The sequence below is a fragment of the Posidoniimonas corsicana genome (assembly GCF_007859765.1).
Classification (GTDB): Bacteria; Planctomycetota; Planctomycetia; order Pirellulales; family Lacipirellulaceae; genus Posidoniimonas; species Posidoniimonas corsicana.
On sequence record NZ_SIHJ01000001.1, the window covers coordinates 3,598,844 to 3,616,007 of the forward strand.

Below are 17,164 nucleotides of genomic sequence, written 5' to 3' on the forward strand. Positions count from 1 at the left end.
CGGCTAGAACCTGCGGGTGAAGATCACGCCGGTCGAGACCGTGGTGGTGACTTCCGTGAGGCCCGCCGACATGAACACCTCCCAGAAGTCCTGCGGCGCGGTGCGGATGATGCACGAGTGCCGCAGCGACGCCACGTCGACCCCGCTGTTTTCGATGTCGATGCCGGCGACCTTTGTGTCGAACTGGTGGGCCAGCTCGAACTGAACGCTGTAGGTGACCTCGTCGTTGATCGCCAGGCCCATCCCGTGCGTCAGCGTAAGCTCTTCGCCCGGCTGGATCCGCTGGCCGAACACGGTGCGTTCGAACCGGTGCGTGTAACCCGCCGAAGCAAAGACCACCACCGGGTCGTAGGTGCGGGTCCAGTTCACCGCGGTCGAGACCGCCCAGAAGCCGCTCCCCAGGAACGCGGTCGCCGATGATGGGGCGAGCAGCGCGTTGCTGCCGGTCGGGGCGCCGAGGCTCAGCGTCAGCACCACGTCGGAGCACTCGTCGTGGCCGTCTCGGAGCAGGAAGCTGGCGCCCAGCTGGATGTCCCCCAGCCCGAAGTCGTCGTCGGACAGCTGACCCACCGCGTGCGCCTGCTCGACGGTAGCGAGCCCCACCGGCGCCACAAGCGACGGCTGGAACCGCTCGGAGTAGCCGTAACGCACCGCATAGGTCGCGAGGAACGTCCGCGCGGCGGTGATCTCCGGCACCACGGCTCCGCCGTCGAGCACCGCGAGGAACGTCGTCTCCCCCAACGCATACTCGATGCTCCGTTCGATCTCTACCGTGCCCGGCCGCAGCAGCACGGTCGACTGGCGCAAGAAGTCCAGCGTGTCGTCCGGCGGCTCTTGACCGAGCTTGTCGTCCTTCTTCTGGTCACCAGCGCCGTCTGTCGTGGCTGATCCCTTGCTGCCCTGCGGGCGAGGCGGAACAGGCGGTGGCGGCGGGGGGACGATCTCCGTAGTCGCGGGCGGGTTGGTCGTCCCGACACCTGCGATGGAGTCCGGGCCATTGCCAGGCCCCAGCGGAGGCTCCTGGTCGATCGTTGCCGGCAGGCCAGCCAGCGGCGGGGGAGAGAATAGCGCCGCGGACTTCGCCGCTGCATGTCGATGCTCCGATCCGACCAACGCCACGCACACGGTGGCGATCAGCAGGAAGTGACGGCTAAGAATCATACAGGCTCGCGGGGCGGCGATTGGCGGGCGTCGGTGCGTAATCCAAGCCTTCGCACCGGCCGGAAAGACTGCCGGTTGCGTAGGTTCAACGGCTGATCGCTGCGCGGTGGGGTCGCAGTGGGACTCGAGGCGGGTTCGCTTGTTCGTTGGGATCGTCCGGCCGCCGCCGTGGAAACCACGTTCTCGCTGAGGTCGCGGTAACTACGCAACTGCGTGGTGAAGGGGGCGCGACCCCACCGCACGGGTGGCGGTAGGTTTTTCCCCACTCGAATTGAACCGCTGCTTATTGCGGCTAGCATCGAACTTGACCTGGCCAGGTCGCCTCCCACCTCGTCCTCCCACTCGAATCTGGAGAAATATCATGCAGAAGTACCTCTTTTCCGCGCTGACGGTCGCCGCCCTCACCGTCCTCCCGACCGCCGCCAACGCCGATGGAATCTCGGCCGAACGCCAAGCCGACGCCCAGGCCGTCGCCGACGTGCTTGGTCTCGGTTCGGGCGACTTCCAGGTCCTGACCGCCGACGAGGCGCAGCAGGTCCGCGGCACCGGCGGCCTGCTGTCGCTGCACCGCCTGCACGTCCGGGCGAACGCCCGCGTGAAGGCTCGCGTCAACGTGCTGAACGTTGTCAAGGTCAAGGCGCGGGTTGGCGCCCGCGTCCGGGTCCGCTAGGGCGGCAGCTGGCGGCCATCGCCGCCCTTCCGTAGTCGGGGAGGGCGGCATGGCCGCGTCTTGCAGATTCGAAGCACAACCGTTGCTTCGTCTTACCCGATGACCAGGCGGATCAGCTCCGGCACGCTGCCGACGCCGGTCTTCTCGAAGATCTTCGCCCGGTGCTTCTCCACCGTCTTGGGGCTGATGCCCAACAGATTAGCGGCCTCGATGGTAGTCCTGGCGTCGACAAGCAGGTCGAGCACCTCTCGCTCCCGCTTCGATAGCCTCTGCAGCGCCGCTTCCCGCGTTGTACACTCTCGCAGGCGTTGCTCCGCGGCGTCGAGGGCGTCGCCCACCGCGGCGAGCAGGCGCGCCTCATCGACGGGCTTGTCGAGAAAGTCGGCGGCGCCACGCTGCATGGCCGCCACCACGTCGGGAGTCGCGCCGAACCCAGAGATCACGATCACCTGGATCAACACATTCCTCTCGATCAACATCCGCTGCAGCCCGAGCGCACTGGCGCCCGGCAGCCGCAGGTCGGACACCAGGCACTCTACCGGCCGGGGGCGGTACTCGCTGAGGAAGTGCTCGGCCGACCGGTAGCACAGCGTTTCGACGCCCAGCGGCGTGACTAGCTCGGCGAGGTTGTCGCGGAACTCGGCCTCGTCGTCGACGATGTGCACGGCGCGGCGCGTAGCCGCCCCGTCACTCCCCTGACGGGCGATGGAAACTCCCGTCTTGCTCATTGCGCGGCCCCCGTTGAACCGGGCATCGCGATCACGGGGTCCAGACGCCCCCCACCAGCCAAGCCAGCCGACAACCCCACGGTCCAGGTCCCGCAACCGCACACGGGCGCGTCACCGCTCCCGGGCGTTGTGGCCGCCTGGTCGCTGCGGTCAGCGGCCCCCTCCCCATCTTCGGCGGTGAGCTGCTCGTACAGCTCACGCAGCGCCCAGGATGCTTCGCGCGTGCTGCGGATGATTCTTCGTAGGCGGTGCTCTAGCTCTGGGTCATCGCCGGGGGCGACCCGCCGCAGCGCGAGCTGCGCGTGCGACGCCGCCACGCTGAGCGGGGTGTTGATCTCGTGCATCACGTCGCTCAGCGTCGCAGTTCCGCGCATAGTGGCCCGCTGTTGGCGGCGGGTGCTCTCGGGTGGGTAAGGAAGCCAGACCTGGCGGCGGCGGCCCTGCGCAATCCTAGCCGCGCACTCACCGCCTGCGGCGATCGACCTCTGCGTACAAACCACACCCGCCCGAAGCGGAGGCCGCGGACAATCGCTATACTCACCACGCGTCCCCGCCGACCACAAGCACTCCCACCGCCCTGCTCCCCCGCCGTTCGCTTGAGACCGATCACCCACACCTACGAAGACCCGCTCTCGATCGTCTGGACGCACGCCGCGGCCCGGATGGGGATGCGGGTCGAACGCAGCCCGGAGGTGAACGCCTCGTGGGATGGCGCTGGCGTGCTGACGATCGGCACACCTGAAACGCTCGACCCCGACGACAGCCTGGCGCAGATGGTGCTGCACGAAACGTGCCACGCGCTGGTCGAGGGGCCCGAATGCCTAAGCAAACTCGACTGGGGACTCAGCAACACCGACCCCGCCAAGAAGGTGCACGAGCACGCCTGCCTGCGGGTTCAGGCGGCGCTCGCGGACACGGTCGGGATGCGGCGGTTCTTCGCCGCGACCACTATGTTCCGCGGCTACTACGACCGCCTGCCAGCCGACCCACTCGCCCCCGGCGACGACCCCGCCATCCTGCTCGCCCAGCCCGGCTGGGACCGCGCTCGCTCGGGGCCCTGGGCCGAAGCCTTGAGCGACGCGCTGCGGCGTTCGGCCGAGATCGCCCGCGCGCTAGACGGCGCGGCGGGCGAGGGCTCGCTATGGCACGGCCAGGGCAGCCGGTAAGGAGTGCTACTCCAGCGGCTCGCCAAACGGCGACTCGCGACGCGGCATAAAGCGGCACAACGCGATGCCGCCGAAGTAGAGGAACGTCAGCGGCACGGCCAGCAGGATCATGCTGCCCGGGTCCGAGGGTGTGAGCAGCATCGACAGGATGGCGATGACCAGCACAGCGATCTTCCAGTGCTTTGAGAAGTCAGCGGCGCCAAACACGCCGATCCGTTCCAGGAACAGCATCACGAGCGGCAGCTGGAACGCGACGCCGAATCCCAGTGGCAGCATCAGCACGAAGCTCAGCCACTCGTTGATGCGCGGCATCGGCGCGATGTTAAGCCAGAGGTTGAACTTGAAGAGGTAGTCGACGACCAACCCAATGGCAAAGAAGAAAGCCAAAGCGGCGCCGGCAAGGAACAGCCCTAGGCTGAACGGCATAAACACGTACACCCACTTCCGTTCGTGCTGGTAGAGCCCAGAAGCCACAAACTGCCAGATGAAGTAGAACAACGCTGGGCTGGAAATGACCACGCCAAGCAAGAGCGACGCCTTGACGTAGACCATGAACGAGTCGGTAACGTTTGTCCCGATCACCTGCGAGGCGACGCCCTGATCAAGCGCCACATACTGAGTGCGTTTCTGAAGTTGGCCATCCACGAGTTCGTAGACGATCTGCGGAATGAAGGTCTCGCCGTCTCGAACGATCTTCTCCAGCCCGGTCGACTCTGCGGCTTCGGTTACGCGGTAGGTATCCAACGCGTCCTGCAGCGGAGCCTGGATAAAGCGGACGAGTTCGTCCCCCCAGTAGAACCCGAACAACGACGCGATGGCCAACGCCACCACGCACTTCCACAGCGTAGCCCGCAACTCCTCCAGGTGCTCGCCGAAGGACATCTTGGATTGTTCGAAGAGGTCTTCGTCGGAGCGGAAGGGCACGTGCGTCTGGCGGTGAGGGCCCGCGGTGATGGGGGCGGCTAGGGGTGGGGTGGGCACATGATTGGGAAGCTTTGATAATAGCACCGCCGGCGCCCCCCCACAACGCAAACCCGCCCCCGCCAAGGACCTCTATGCTCCCTCCCCTGCAGTTCGAGCCCCTGTTCAAACGCTACCTCTGGGGCGGCCGGCGGCTGGCCACCGTGCTCGGCAAACCGATCGGCGACGAGACCGCCGCCGAGAGCTGGGAACTGGTCGACCACGGCGACGACCAGAGCGTCGTGGCCGGCGGCCCCTTCGAAGGCTGGACGCTCCGCCGGCTGGTCGAGGAGAAGAACGAGGAGCTGTTCGGCCGCCACGCGCCGCAGAAACAGTTCCCGCTGCTGTTCAAGTACCTCGGCGCCGAGCTCACGCTCAGCGTGCAGGTGCACCCCAACGACGCTCAGGGCGCCCAGCTCGACCCGCCCGACCTCGGCAAGACCGAGGCCTGGGTCGTGCTGGCGGCCGACCCGGGCAGCAAGATCTACGCCGGGCTAAAGCCGGGCGTTGACCGCGAGGCGCTCCGCGCCGCGATCGAGGCCGGCCAGAGCGACCAGTGCCTGCACGCCTTCGAGCCCCAGCCGGGCGACTGCGTGTTCATCCGCGCGGGCACGGTGCACGCGCTGGGCGAGGGGATCGTGATCGCCGAGATCCAGCAGGCCAGCAACACCACGTTCCGGCTGTTCGACTGGAACCGCGTCGACAAGGACGGCCAGCCCCGCCCGCTGCACATCGAGCAGTCGCTCGCGGTGTCGGACTACGAACGCGGGCCGGTTGAGCCGCAGACGCCGCGGGCGGTCGCCGACGGCGTCGAGCGGCTGGTGGAGTGCGACAAGTTCGTGCTCGACCGGCTCACGCTCGGGTCGCCCCGCGCGGTCGCTGACGACGACTGCTTCAAGCTGCTGTCCGTCATTTCCGGCGAGGCCGACCTGTTTTGCGGCGGTCAGCAGTCGCGGCTGGGGCTCGGCGCCACGGTGCTGCTGCCGGCGCGCCGCGAGGCTGCGGAATTGCTCCCCCGGAATGCGGCAATCCTGCTCGAAATGCGTCTACCATAGGGGTCGCCCTAGGCGGCGGCGCACGCACATGCGATCCTCATCTCTTGCGTGCGGCGCGACGGCCTCCTCCTCTTCCAGCACGTCAAGCAACCGACCAACCAATCCACGGCGACCACCGCGCTCGCGGCGCCGCCGATCCCTACCCAACAGCGTACTGAAGACGTCCTATGTCGACCGCCACTATCGCCCCGTCACAGATTGAAGAACTGGTCACGCAGGCCATCAACGAGCAGCCCGTGTGGGACATGCACACGCACCTGTACCCCACCAGCTTCGGCACGCCGCTGGCCGGGGCGGGCGGCGCGGCCGACCCGCAGGGCCTGCTGCTGTGGGGCGTCGACGAGCTGCTAACCTACCACTACCTGGTCGCCGAGGTGTACCGCGCGGTGCCGGCCAACAAGCTGCCGTACGCCGACTTCTGGAAGATGTCCAAGCAGGAGCAGGCCGACCACATCTGGCGCGAGCTGTTCCTGGAGCGGACCCCGCTCAGCGAGGCCTGCCGCGGCGTGCTCACCACGCTCGAGCGGCTCGGCCTGGACCCGTCCGACCGCGACCTGGCGGGCTACCGCTCGTGGTTCGCCGAGCAGGACCCCAGCGACTACATCGATCGCGTGATGGAGATCGCCAACGTCTCGCGGATCACGATGACCAACGCGGTGTTCGACGAGAACGAACGCAACCGCTGGCTGGCCGACCCCCAGGTCGGCGCCGACCCGCGGTTCGCCCCCGTGCTGCGGTTCGACAACCTGCTGCGCGACTGGGCCGGCGCGGCCAAGCTGCTCTCCGAGTGGGGCTACGAGGTCTACGAGGAGCAGAGCGACGCCAGCCTGGAAGGCGCTCGGCAGTTCCTCCGCGACTGGCTCGACCGCACGCAGGGCATCTACGGCGCGGTCAGCCTGCCGCCCAGCTTCCGCTACGGCGGCGCCGACGACCAGTCGTCGGGCAGCGTCGCGCTGCGTGAGGTGGTGCTGCCGGTGCTCGCGGAGCGGGGCCTGCCGTTCGCGATGATGATCGGCTCGCAGCTGCAGGTGAACCCGTCGCTCGGCGACGGCGGCGACACCGTCGGCAAGTCGGACGTGGCGTCGGTGCTGACGCTCTGCCGCGACTTCCCCAACAACCGCTTCTTCTGCACCATGCTGGCCCGCGAGAACCAGCACGAGCTGACGGTCGCCGCCCGCAAGTTCGGCAACCTGATGGTGTTCGGCTGCTGGTGGTTCCTCAACAACCCGTCGCTGATCGACGAGCTGACCCGCATGCGGATGGAGCTGCTGGGCCCCACCTTCATCCCCCAGCACTCCGACGCCCGCGTGCTCGACCAGCTGATCTACAAATGGGACCACAGCCGCCAGCTAATCGCCAAGGTGCTGGCCGACAAGCACGCCGACCTGGCCGCCAGCGGCTGGGTGGCGAGCGAGGACGACATCCGCCGCGACGCCAAGATGCTGCTGCACAGCAACTTCGAGAACTTCCTGGCCGGCTAGCTCCGCGTGCGGCTTCGCCGCGATCCCCTGCTAGCAACGCCCGGCCTCGGCGCCAGCAATCCAAACGCGGTTGCCCCGATCGGTGCGGCCCGCTAGTCTCCCGCGCCTGATTTTCCCTCCGGTGCGATGGATCGCATGCTGCCCGAGTTTGAAATCCGCGGCGGGGCCCGGCGGTGCGCCAAGTCTGACGAGCCGCTCAAGCCGACCGACCACTTCTTCTCGCTGCTCCGCGAGCAGGGGGACGAACTGGTGCGCGAGGACTACTCCGCTGCGCACTGGCCCGGCCCCCCCGCCGCCGACACAGCCGACATCGTGGCTTGGTGGGAGTCCCGCCCCAGCGGCGCCCCCGGAGCCGGCAAGGCGATGGCGCCCAACGAGGTGCTGCTGAAGCTGTTCGACCAGTGGGCGGACGACCCGGACCAGGCCGAGGCCCGCTACGTGCTCACGCTGCTGCTGGTCCGCCGCCGGGTGCTGCGGATCGAGCCGGTCGAGACCGCGGCGCTCTTCACTGATCCGGACGCCCCCGCCCCGGCGGCGCCGCCCGCGGCGCTGCGGGTCTACTGCACGCGCCGCGACGAGACCTACGACGTGCCGGAGGCGACCCCCACCGCCGACCGCGCCGCCGAGATCCAGCAACAACTCACCACCCTCCTGGCCGCCTAAGGGATCGCCGATGAAAACCGTCACGTCGGTCGCCCCCACGGCCATGGCCTACGCCCTGCTGACCGCGTTGTTCACGGGCCTGCTGGTGCTGACCGCCGGCTGCCGCACCACGACCTCGATGATCCCGGGCTACAACCCCGGCCCGCCGGCGCCGGAGATCCTGGCGCCGACCTCCACTGCCGAGCAGGTGATCGCCGCGGTCAACCAGAACACGGCGCGGGTGCGGAGCTACGTCACGAACAACGCGTCGATCTCGGTGCTGGGCCTGCCGAACCTTCCGCTGTTGACCGGCAACATCGCGTACGAGCAGCCCCAGCGGTTCCGCTTCACTGCCCGCGCGCTAACCGGGCCGGAGGTCGACTTCGGCAGCAACGACGAACGGCTGTGGCTGTGGGCGCGGCAGATGAAGGGCCCCGACGGGCGGTCGCCGCTCTATACGGTGCGGCACGACCAGTACGCCAGCAGCGGTGCGCAGAACATGCTGCCGGTCGAGCCGCGGTGGATCATTGAGTCGCTCGGCCTGGTGACCATCAACCCCGGCACGGCGCAGCCGCCGCTGCCCCGCCCCGACGGCAAGCTCGAGGTCCGCACAGTCGAGGTGTCGCCGCGCGGCCAGCTGACCCGCGTGTTCGTCATCGACCCGCACGGCTGGGTCACCGAGCAGAGCATCGTCGACCCGCAGGGGACGCTGCTGGCCAGCGCGACCGCCGAGCAGTTCCGCTACGCCCCCCAGACGCAGGTGTCGCTGCCCGAGGTGGTGACCGTGCGTGTGCCGGCCGCCGAACTCGGTCTGCGGATCAACGTCGGCGCGGCCGTCGTGAACGCCGCCACCGGCGACCCCAACCAGGTGTTCCAGCCGCCGGTCATGCAGAACCACCCGGTGGTCGACCTCGGCGGCCTGCAGCAGCCCGGCATCGCGCCGACCGCCCAGGGCGTGACGCCTACCGGCTGGCAGGCGCCCGGCGCGACGCCCGCCACCGCGTTGACGGCGCCCCTCGAGCCCCCGTCGACGGACCTGTCGGCGCTCGGCCCGCCCGCACCGCTAGCGGCCCCGTCCGCGCCGGCGTCGGCGCCGACTATGCCGCCGGACTCACTACCTGTGGCGCCCGCACAGCCGAGCGTCTACCAGATCCCGCCGACCGGCGTGCCGTTCTAGCGGCCGGCCTTCACGCGCGGTTGCGTCGCGCACGCAACCCGCGTCGCCAACCGTCCGAACCGTTGGCGCCGCCTAGCCGGATTTCGGTAGAAACCGGCCACCTGATGCGGGAGAATGGGAGCGCCGGATCCAGGTTCGGGCGACCCGCTGAGTAGGCGGCAGACTTTTGTCCCTATCGACGCGCACAGGTGGACACAACTCCTGAGCTACGATTCGCCAGAAAGCCACAACTGACGCCTCACAAACGACTTACGAACAATCGCATCCGAGGTGTGGGGCGACTTTCGTCCCTAAGGATCGATGCGCCAGAACGGGACAAAACTCCGGCGGCCGACCGCACGCTGAGCCCGTCGGCGCGACCGCCAAACTCGCCCCAGAACCCGCTCTCACCGATGCGGTGGTGAGCAGCGATGTTCACCTGCCGATTTCTGCGGTGCAGCGCGGTCGGCGCGGTGGCTGGCAAGACGTGCTCAGCCGGGGGCTGGCCTTGCAAGCACGCCCCTTGCCTGTTTCACTGCTTAACTTGCCCCGCCCCCACGTGGCGGGCGGTCCCGCCCCCCAGAGCTGCCCTGTATGCGTGTTGTTATCCTTGGCGCCGGCACGGTTGGCCACAGCGTCGCGGCGATGCTGTGCCGTGAACGGCACAGCGTGACGGTGATCGACACCAACGCCGAGCAGATCAAGCACATCAACGAGACGCTCGACGTCCGCGGGCTGGCGGGCAGCGCGTCGCAGTCGAGCGTGCTGTTCCAGGCGGGCATCAGCTCGGTCGACCTCTGCCTGGCGGTCACCGGCGACGACGAGGTGAACCTGGTGTCGGCCAGCATGGCCCGCGCAATGGGCGCCCGGCGGGCGGTCGCGCGAGTTTACGCGCCCGTGTTCCGCGACCTCAGCACGTTCGACTACCAGCGGCACTTCGGCATCGACCGGCTGCTGAGCCTGGAGCACCTGTCGGCGATGGAGCTGGCCCGCGCGATCCGCCACCCGGGCTCGGTGGTGGTGGAGAACCTGGCCCGCGGCGAGATTGAGGTGAGCGAGGTGACCGCGTCGCCCAAGGCGAAGCTGGTCGGCAAGACGCTGCGCGAGATCGGCCTGCCCAAGGGCGTGCTGATCGGCTCGATCTCACGCGAGGGGGTCAGCAAGATCGCCACGGCCGAGGACGTGATCTCGCCCGGCGACCGGCTGACCGTGATCGGCGCCCGCCAGAGCGTGGAGGACGTTAAGTCCGGCCTGTGCGGCGACCGCGGCGGCAAGACCGGCGTGGTGATCATCGGCGGCGGCGAGACCGGCCTGCACCTGGCCCGCATCCTCGAGGCCCAGCGGTTCTCGGTCACGCTGCTGGACATCGACCGCGCGCGGTGCGACTACCTGGCCACGATGCTCGAGGAGACGACGGTCGTCAACTCCGACGGCACCCGCCGCGCCACGCTGGAGGAGGAGCGGGTGGCGAACACCGACGTGTTTGTCGCCTGCACCGGCGAGGACGAGGACAATATTATGGCCGCGGTCGAGGCCCGCGACCTCGGCGCCAAGAGCGCTATGGCGATTGTCGGCCGGCCGGACTACGCGCAGGTGGTCGGCAAGCTGGGCATCGACTGCGCGGTCAGCCCCCGGCAGGCGATGGCCAAGCAGATCATGGGCTACCTGAACTCCGGCCCGGTGGTGTCGCGGACGCCGCTGGGCGAGGGGGACATCGTCGCGCTGGAGGTCGAGGTGGAGCGCGACGCGCCGGTGACCAAGGAGATCATCGCGGCGCTGCACCTGCCCAAGCAGTGCCTGATCGCCGCGGTCACGCGGGACGACTACGCGTTTGTGCCGGGCGCCAAGGACCAGCTGCGGGCGGGCGACACCATCGTCGCGTTGCTGCACGACCGCGACGCGGCCGAGCTGACGCCGCTGTTCGAGAAGGGCGACTGACACCACGATGAACTACCCGATTGTCATGCGTCTGCTGGGCATGGTGTCCTGGCTGATCGGCGCCACGATGCTGGGCAGCGTGCCCTGGGCGTTCCCCTGGTTCGGCCAGGCGGAGCACGTCGAGTGGCAGGGGCTGATCGCGCTGGCCGGCTCGATGGCCGCGTGCGGCGCCATCGGCGCGGTGCTGCGTTACCTGGGTCGCGGCGCGCAGATCAGCATCTACCGCCGCGAGGCGATGGCCGTGGTTGGCCTCAGCTGGGTGCTGGCCACCGTGCTGGGCGCCCTGCCCTACCTGTTCAGCCAGTCCGCGGTGGCGTGGGAGGAATACGACACCGGGCTGCGCAAGACGATGACCATCGCCGACTGCCTGTTCGAGTCGCAGTCCGGCTTCAGCACCACGGGCGCCACGGTGCTGACGGACATCGAGGACCCGTTGCTGCTGCCGCGCAGCATCCTGTTCTGGCGGTGCAGCACGCACTTCCTGGGCGGGCTGGGCATCATCGTGCTGTTTGTCGCGGTGCTCGGTCAGGGCTCGGCCGGCAAGGCGTTGATGCGGGCGGAGATCCCCGGCCCCAGCAAGGAGGGCGCGCAGGAACGCATGCAGCACACGGCGTGGACCTTCGCGGGCATCTACTGCGTGCTGAACCTGGTGCTGGCCGTGGTGCTGCACCTGGAGAGCATGAGCTGGTTCGACGCTATCTGCCACGCGTTCGGCACGATGGCCACCGGCGGGTTCAGCACCTACAACGCCAGCCTGGGGCACTTCAACTCGGCGGTCATCGACTACACCGTGCTGGTGTTCATGGTGATCGCGGGCATGAACTTTACGCTCATCTACCTGGTGAGCATCGGCCGCGGGATACAGATGCTCAAGGACATCGAGTGGCGGATCTACATGACGATCATCGTCGCCGGCTCGTTGGTGCTGGGGGCGATCTCGGTCTGGATGTACGAGGACTTCGACCCCAACAGCAACCTGAGAGACGCCGAGGAGGTGGTCGCCGCCGCGCGGTACGTGCCGTTCACGTTCGTGTCGATCCTGACGACCACCGGCTACGGCACGCACGACTTCGACCGCTGGAACCAGTTCGGGCGGGCGGTGCTGTTCCTGCTGATGTTCGTCGGCGGCTGCGCGGGCAGCACCGGGGGCGGCATGAAGGTGATCCGGCACGTGCTGTTCGTGAAGATCCTGCGGCTGGAGATCGAGCACTCCTACCACCCCAACGTGGTGCGCCACCTGCGATTGGGCGGCGTGGCCATCCCGGACCCCGAGCTGCGGCGGACGATCCTGCTGTACTTCGGCCTGGTCACATTCATCTTCATGCTGAGCTGGTTGATGCTGGTTGGCCTGGAGCCCGACAGCACCTGGTCCGAGCACAACCAGCCCCTGCAGAACAAGCTGATCGACTCGGCCAGCGCGGTCGCCGCCACGCTCAACAACATTGGGCCGGGGCTGGGCACGGTGGGCGCCACACAGAACTACGAGGCGTTCAGCTCGTTCGCCAAGCTGCTGTTCGTGCTGCTGATGATGCTCGGCCGGCTCGAGCTGTTCCCCGTGCTCGTAATGGGGACGCCGGCCTTCTGGAGGAAGCACTAGCGCCGGCGGCTATAGGTTCATCGCGTCGTTGATGGCGTCGACGTACAGCACCTTGAACAGCCGAAAGATCATCACCACAATCACCGCCGCGATGCCGGCCCAGATCAGGAAGCCGAGCACCTTGCTCAGCGTGGCGATGGCGTGGTCCGCCTCCTCCTGGTACTGCCGCGACAGGCGGGACATCGACTCCACGATCTGGCCGCTCTCCTCGGCCACGTACAACGCGTCGAGGAAGTGCGGCGGGAAGATGCCGGTCGCGGTGAACGCCTCGTGCAGCGGGCTGCCGGCGGCCACCGCGGCGGTGATTTTCTTGGTCCGCGAGATGTAGTAGTCGTTGCCGGTCGAACGGAGCGCCAGCGGCACGAGCCGCCGCAGGTCCATCTCGACGTTGAGCGTCAGGTGCAGCGCCCACGCGAGCCTGGCGAGGCAGATTTTTTCGACCGCGGGGCCGACCACAGGAACCCGCATCACCATCCGCTGCAGCGGCCGGGTGTTGAGCACGCCGCGGCGGATGGCGGCCAGCAGCCCAAACCCCAGCAGCATGCAGAACACCACGATCTGGATGTACCGCGAGACCGCCGCCGTGCCAGTGACGCCCAGGCCCAGCACGTCGATCGGGTCGCCGTTGAGGGTCTTGGCGCCCAGGGCGGCGAGCACCATCAATAGCACGCCGATGATCACCACCGCGGCGACCAGCTGGATCACCGGCCACGCGAGCTGGCGGCGGAAGTCGCGGGCCATCTCCGCCTGGCCCTGGTAGTGGTCGCTCAGCCGGTGGAGCACGCCGGGAAGGCTGCCGGTCTGCTCGCCGACGTGCACCATCTCGAGGAAAAGTCGCGGGAACAGCCGGCCGGTGCGGGCCAGCGAGACGCTCAGCGACTCCCCGGCCGACACACCGTCGTAGACCGACCGGTACGCCTGCTTTGTTTGTCCGCGGGCGGCCTCGGCCTCGCGCTGCCACGTCCGGCGGATATCGATGCCGGACTCGGCCGAGATCGCCAGGCGGTGGCACAGGTCGGCGAGCGGCTTGCCGGACAGTCGGGGTCGCATGAGCATTGGGTTAGCGGGCGTCCTGCGCGTCGGTCGGTTGGGGAGTCGGCGGGCGCGACCAGAGGCCGACCGCCCGGTCCTGAGCGTCGCGCTGGGCGTCGGCCAGCCGCCGGCGCATTGTACCGGTGAACCGGTAGTCTAGTCGTGCCTGGGCTAGGCCTTCACTCACCAGTAGTTCGTTCAGGCACTGCGGGCCGTCCCACACAAACGCCAGCGTGCGGCCGTAGCGGTCCAGCCGTTCGTCCGTCAGCGTGAGCCGCACCACCCCGCCCGCGTGATCGACGAAGCGGCGGGCGAAGTCGGTGGCGTCGGCCGCCCAGGGCTCGGCGGGCAGGCCATCGCGCGCGGCTTCCGGAGAGTCGACGCCCTGCAGCCGCACGCGGACGCCGGTGTCTAGGACCAGGGTGTCGCCATCAACGACCCTCGCGACGCGATGCTCGCCCTCGGCCACCGGCGGCGGCCCGCCGGACTGCTCGGCCAGGTCCCACACGCGAAGCACGCAGGCGAGTAGCACCACCGCCGCCCAGAACCACGCCCAACGCCGCGGCGACCGGTACGCGCGTGCGGGTCTGCGGTAGGGGGGCGACGCTGCGATCAGAAGGGGCCGCGGCTAGTTGTTGCTAAACCCAACCCCGCGGTTGGACATGCGTCCCAGCGGGTTGCGGAGGAACCGCTTGCGGCACTCGGCGCACAGGTCGTAGCGCACCTGCTGGAACACCTCTTCATCGGAGCCGGCGTCCTCGAGTTCGTCCAGCGCCTCGAGGATGTCGTCGATCTCCTGCAGGTGGTCCCGGTCCGCGGCGTCCGACTCTTCGCCATCGAACGCGGCGTAGACCTCCACTCGCACGACGTAACGCAGCTCATCCTCGAGATTGATCGGACGCTGGCAGCCATCGCAAGTGAAGTGGATCATGCTACTGACCATCCTTTGGGCATACTGACGGGGCGAAGGGTTCCTGTTACGCCGCCGACTCCGTTCGACCTGGTGTTATCGTAAGTCGAAACAGAATGGCGAAGCAAGCCAAAGCGATGGGGGCCGCGGAAAATCGACTAGCGGCTGCGCACGCGTGCCGGCGGCGGGTGATCGGCGCCGTGAACCGCCGTGCAGAATTGGCGAAGGCCGGCTGAAGAATCTGCAAAGAATTGCGTTGACCGCCAGGTTTGTCTGGTCCCAGCAATTCGCCCCGGGTAGAATAGCAGGGTCGATGAGATTTCCGCCGCTGTTGGCGTGCGGAACGCGTCGCGGTCCACCCGCGGCCGCCGAGCACGGCCAGGCAGCCCCTGCCAACGCCGGCGGCAGCCGGGCGATCCGCGTCGCCTTCCCCCCGCAGCCAGCGGCGTCAGGTTGCTCGCCCCCTGGCTTTGCCGAACCGCGTAGCGGTAAGGCGTGTCCGAAGGTGACGTCCCCAAGAGAGTCTCCCCGCGGAGGCTCCCTAGACTCAACCTGTATCTCGAGACCACGCATGTCGACTGCAAACGCGAGCGCACTGTCCTCCAGCGTGCTGGTGCTCAACCGGCAGTACCGGGCTATCCACGTCGTGGATGTGAAGCGCGCCTTCGGCCTGCTCCTGCGAGAGCTGGCCGAGGTGATCCACATCGAGGACGGCGTCTACGCCAACTACGACTTCAATTCGTGGCAAGAAATCAGCGCCCTGCGGGCCGAGTTCGAGGACGAGATCGACCCGCACAGCGACTGGGTGCGGAGCGTCAACTTCTCAATTCAGGCGCCGCGGGTGCTGCGGCTGCTGCACTTTGACAAGGCGCCCCGGCAGCGGGTGCGGCTCAACCGCCGCAACCTGTTCGCCCGCGACGGCAACCGCTGCCAGTACTGCGGGAAGAGTTTCCCGACCAGCGAGCTGAGCATCGACCACGTGGTGCCGAGCTGCCGCGGCGGTCAGACCACCTGGGAGAACGTTGTGTGCGCGTGCGTCCGGTGCAACGTCCGCAAAGGGGGACGCACGCCGGCTGAGGCGCACATGAAGCTGACCAAGAAGCCGGTCCGCCCGCGTCGCAGCCCGCTGCTGTCGATCAAGCTCGGCAACCCCAAGTACGCCAGCTGGAAGAGCTTTGTCGACGAGGCGTACTGGTCGGTCGACCTGAAGTAACGCGCAGAACAAAAGCCGCCGGCCCTTGAGGGCCGGCGGCTTTTGTGATTCTCAAGCTATCCTTCGCCGCGATCAACTGTCGGCCAGAGGCTCCTGCTTCTCGGTGATCACCTCGCAGTTGGGCGCCTCCTCGGCGTTCTTCTCGATCCAGCTCTTCCACTCTTCGGGGACGTTGTCCTCGTGGTAGATCGCCTCGACCGGGCACTCCGGGACGCACGCTTCGCAGTCGATGCACTCGTCGGGGTGGATGTAGAGCACCTTGTCGCTCTCGTAGAAGCACTCCACCGGGCAGACCACGACGCAGTCCGTGTACTTGCAGCCAAAGCAGGGTTCGCAAACAACGTGCGCCATTAGGTATTTCTCCCTCGCCGGGCGGGGCCGGCCATCCGAAATCGGGGTTGGAAAGTCGTGTCGCGGCGGGCCCGCGGGCCGTGCCACGTTAACCGGTCGGTGCTGGGCGTCTTTGTACGCCGCCAACTAACCGTACGCCACACTGAAACGGCGAGCCTTAGGGCTAATCGTCCCTCCGCCGCGGGACCCGACACACCGCCTTGGCGGGTCCGGAAATCTTCCACAGGCGGTAAACTCGCCATCTTCCGCGAATCGTAGGATGGGGCACGCCGAGTGTCAACCAGCGTCAGTGAACTTGCCCCCGCCGCAAGCCCTACCTATACTTGGGCTTAGACGGCAGCCGCGGCATGAACTTGTGGCGCGGCCAAACGCACAGGAGGGCGGCTTGCGGCTTCCGTGGTGCGTCAGGCTCGTTCGCTAAGCCAGGCTGGTTACGCCGGGCCGGGCAAACGGGGCTGACCCAGGGCAGGGGCAACAACTCAGCAGCCGGGTCGCCAGCCCGGCCGGACTTAGCCCGTAGGGAACCGCCTGTGGCCCTCTCCGATTTTGATCGCCGCCTCCTCGACCGCTGCCTTTCCGGCGCCCCGCGCGCATGGGAGGACTTTGTTGATCGGTTCATGGGGCTGGTGGTGCACGTGGTCAATCACGTCGCGGGCAGCCGCTCGATCAAGCTCTCCAGCGCCGACCGCGAAGATCTGATCGCGGATGTCTTCCTCGCGATCATTGAGAACGACTACGCCGTGCTGCGGCGGTTCCGCGGCCAGAGCTCATTGGCGACGTACCTCACTGTCATCTCGCAGCGGGTCGTGATTCGCAAGCTGGTCGAGGCCCTCAGCGGTGAAGCGCCGGTCGACCTGATGCCTGATGGCGTCGCGGCCGCCGATGGCGCCGAGCAGCGGATCGCCGACCGAGAGGAAGTAGACGCCCTGCTTGAACGCCTTGACGGCGACGACGCCCGCGTCGTGCGGATGTACCACCTCGAGGGCAAGAGCTACCACGAGATCAGTCAGGCGACAGGAATCCCGGAGAACAGCGTCGGCCCGCTGCTCAGCCGCGCCCGCACCAAACTCCGGGATATCGCACCGGCCGACTGATCGGTTCGGC

Annotated in this window: 18 protein-coding genes; 10 read left to right on the forward strand and 8 right to left on the reverse strand. The window is 68.0% G+C overall.

The genetic code is table 11. The annotated features are described in order from the left end of the window. Nucleotides 1-3 precede the first annotated feature (3 nt). Nucleotides 4-1,161: a transporter gene (locus tag KOR34_RS13740; RefSeq protein ID WP_146565133.1), complete on the reverse strand. Its 1,158-nt coding sequence runs from the start codon at nucleotides 1,159-1,161 to the stop codon at nucleotides 4-6. Nucleotides 1,162-1,522: 361 nt separating this feature from the next. On the opposite strand from KOR34_RS13740, the gene KOR34_RS13745 reads away from it, so the two are divergent. After that, the gene (locus tag KOR34_RS13745) at nucleotides 1,523-1,831 is read left to right on the forward strand and encodes a hypothetical protein (protein ID WP_146565134.1); all 309 of its coding nucleotides are present in this window, start codon (nucleotides 1,523-1,525) and stop codon (nucleotides 1,829-1,831) included. A gap of 92 nt (nucleotides 1,832-1,923) precedes the next feature. Here KOR34_RS13745 and KOR34_RS13750 read toward each other — a convergent pair whose 3' ends face one another. Together KOR34_RS13750 and KOR34_RS13755 are read right to left on the reverse strand one after the other, a co-directional pair. Further along, nucleotides 1,924-2,559: a response regulator transcription factor gene (locus KOR34_RS13750; protein WP_146565135.1), complete on the reverse strand. Its 636-nt coding sequence runs from the start codon at nucleotides 2,557-2,559 to the stop codon at nucleotides 1,924-1,926. After that, complete coding sequence (locus tag KOR34_RS13755) at nucleotides 2,556-2,933, reverse strand: histidine kinase dimerization/phospho-acceptor domain-containing protein (protein WP_146565136.1); 378 nt, start codon at nucleotides 2,931-2,933, stop codon at nucleotides 2,556-2,558. The genes KOR34_RS13750 and KOR34_RS13755 overlap by 4 nt, the downstream gene beginning before the upstream one ends. A gap of 222 nt (nucleotides 2,934-3,155) precedes the next feature. Between KOR34_RS13755 and KOR34_RS13760 the strand changes: the two genes are divergently transcribed. Further along, nucleotides 3,156-3,725 (forward strand): hypothetical protein, encoded by a 570-nt coding sequence (locus tag KOR34_RS13760; protein WP_146565137.1) that lies wholly within the window; start codon nucleotides 3,156-3,158, stop codon nucleotides 3,723-3,725. 6 nt (nucleotides 3,726-3,731) lie between these two features. Here KOR34_RS13760 and tatC read toward each other — a convergent pair whose 3' ends face one another. Next, on the reverse strand, nucleotides 3,732-4,706 hold the full coding sequence (gene tatC, locus KOR34_RS13765; protein ID WP_146565138.1) for a twin-arginine translocase subunit TatC: 975 nt from the start codon (nucleotides 4,704-4,706) through the stop codon (nucleotides 3,732-3,734). Nucleotides 4,707-4,780: 74 nt separating this feature from the next. On the opposite strand from tatC, the gene KOR34_RS13770 reads away from it, so the two are divergent. The 6 genes from KOR34_RS13770 to KOR34_RS13795 all read left to right on the forward strand — a co-directional run bounded on the left by KOR34_RS13770 (nucleotide 4,781) and on the right by KOR34_RS13795 (nucleotide 12,554). Then, a complete protein-coding gene (locus KOR34_RS13770) occupies nucleotides 4,781-5,740 on the forward strand; it encodes a type I phosphomannose isomerase catalytic subunit (RefSeq protein ID WP_146565139.1) in 960 nt (319 codons plus the stop codon). Nucleotides 5,741-5,907: 167 nt separating this feature from the next. Then, nucleotides 5,908-7,221: a glucuronate isomerase gene (locus KOR34_RS13775; protein WP_146565140.1), complete on the forward strand. Its 1,314-nt coding sequence runs from the start codon at nucleotides 5,908-5,910 to the stop codon at nucleotides 7,219-7,221. Nucleotides 7,222-7,347: 126 nt separating this feature from the next. Next, a complete protein-coding gene (locus KOR34_RS13780; RefSeq protein ID WP_146565141.1) occupies nucleotides 7,348-7,884 on the forward strand; it encodes a hypothetical protein in 537 nt (178 codons plus the stop codon). Nucleotides 7,885-7,894: 10 nt separating this feature from the next. Beyond that, nucleotides 7,895-9,040 (forward strand): hypothetical protein, encoded by a 1,146-nt coding sequence (locus KOR34_RS13785; RefSeq protein WP_146565142.1) that lies wholly within the window; start codon nucleotides 7,895-7,897, stop codon nucleotides 9,038-9,040. Between the two features lie 573 nt (nucleotides 9,041-9,613). Next, the gene (trkA, locus tag KOR34_RS13790; protein ID WP_146565143.1) at nucleotides 9,614-10,957 is read left to right on the forward strand and encodes a Trk system potassium transporter TrkA; all 1,344 of its coding nucleotides are present in this window, start codon (nucleotides 9,614-9,616) and stop codon (nucleotides 10,955-10,957) included. A 7-nt stretch (nucleotides 10,958-10,964) separates the two neighbouring features. After that, nucleotides 10,965-12,554: a TrkH family potassium uptake protein gene (locus KOR34_RS13795; RefSeq protein ID WP_146565144.1), complete on the forward strand. Its 1,590-nt coding sequence runs from the start codon at nucleotides 10,965-10,967 to the stop codon at nucleotides 12,552-12,554. Between the two features lie 9 nt (nucleotides 12,555-12,563). Here the strand turns inward: KOR34_RS13795 and KOR34_RS13800 are convergent, their stop codons facing one another. From KOR34_RS13800 to KOR34_RS13810, 3 genes are all read right to left on the reverse strand, one after another. Further along, nucleotides 12,564-13,604, reverse strand: coding sequence for a type II secretion system F family protein (locus KOR34_RS13800; protein WP_197531401.1), 1,041 nt, complete (start codon nucleotides 13,602-13,604; stop codon nucleotides 12,564-12,566). A 10-nt stretch (nucleotides 13,605-13,614) separates the two neighbouring features. Next, entirely contained in the window at nucleotides 13,615-14,118 is a 504-nt protein-coding gene (locus KOR34_RS13805; protein ID WP_197531402.1) for a thermonuclease family protein, read from the reverse strand. A 96-nt stretch (nucleotides 14,119-14,214) separates the two neighbouring features. Beyond that, complete coding sequence (locus KOR34_RS13810; RefSeq protein WP_146565147.1) at nucleotides 14,215-14,517, reverse strand: hypothetical protein; 303 nt, start codon at nucleotides 14,515-14,517, stop codon at nucleotides 14,215-14,217. 550 nt (nucleotides 14,518-15,067) lie between these two features. On the opposite strand from KOR34_RS13810, the gene KOR34_RS13815 reads away from it, so the two are divergent. After that, the gene (locus KOR34_RS13815) at nucleotides 15,068-15,709 is read left to right on the forward strand and encodes an HNH endonuclease (RefSeq protein WP_146565148.1); all 642 of its coding nucleotides are present in this window, start codon (nucleotides 15,068-15,070) and stop codon (nucleotides 15,707-15,709) included. Nucleotides 15,710-15,781: 72 nt separating this feature from the next. Here the strand turns inward: KOR34_RS13815 and KOR34_RS13820 are convergent, their stop codons facing one another. Then, entirely contained in the window at nucleotides 15,782-16,060 is a 279-nt protein-coding gene (locus KOR34_RS13820) for a ferredoxin family protein (protein WP_146565149.1), read from the reverse strand. Between the two features lie 530 nt (nucleotides 16,061-16,590). Here KOR34_RS13820 and KOR34_RS13825 point away from each other — a divergent pair. Further along, nucleotides 16,591-17,154 (forward strand): RNA polymerase sigma factor, encoded by a 564-nt coding sequence (locus KOR34_RS13825; RefSeq protein WP_146565150.1) that lies wholly within the window; start codon nucleotides 16,591-16,593, stop codon nucleotides 17,152-17,154. Nucleotides 17,155-17,164 lie beyond the last annotated feature (10 nt).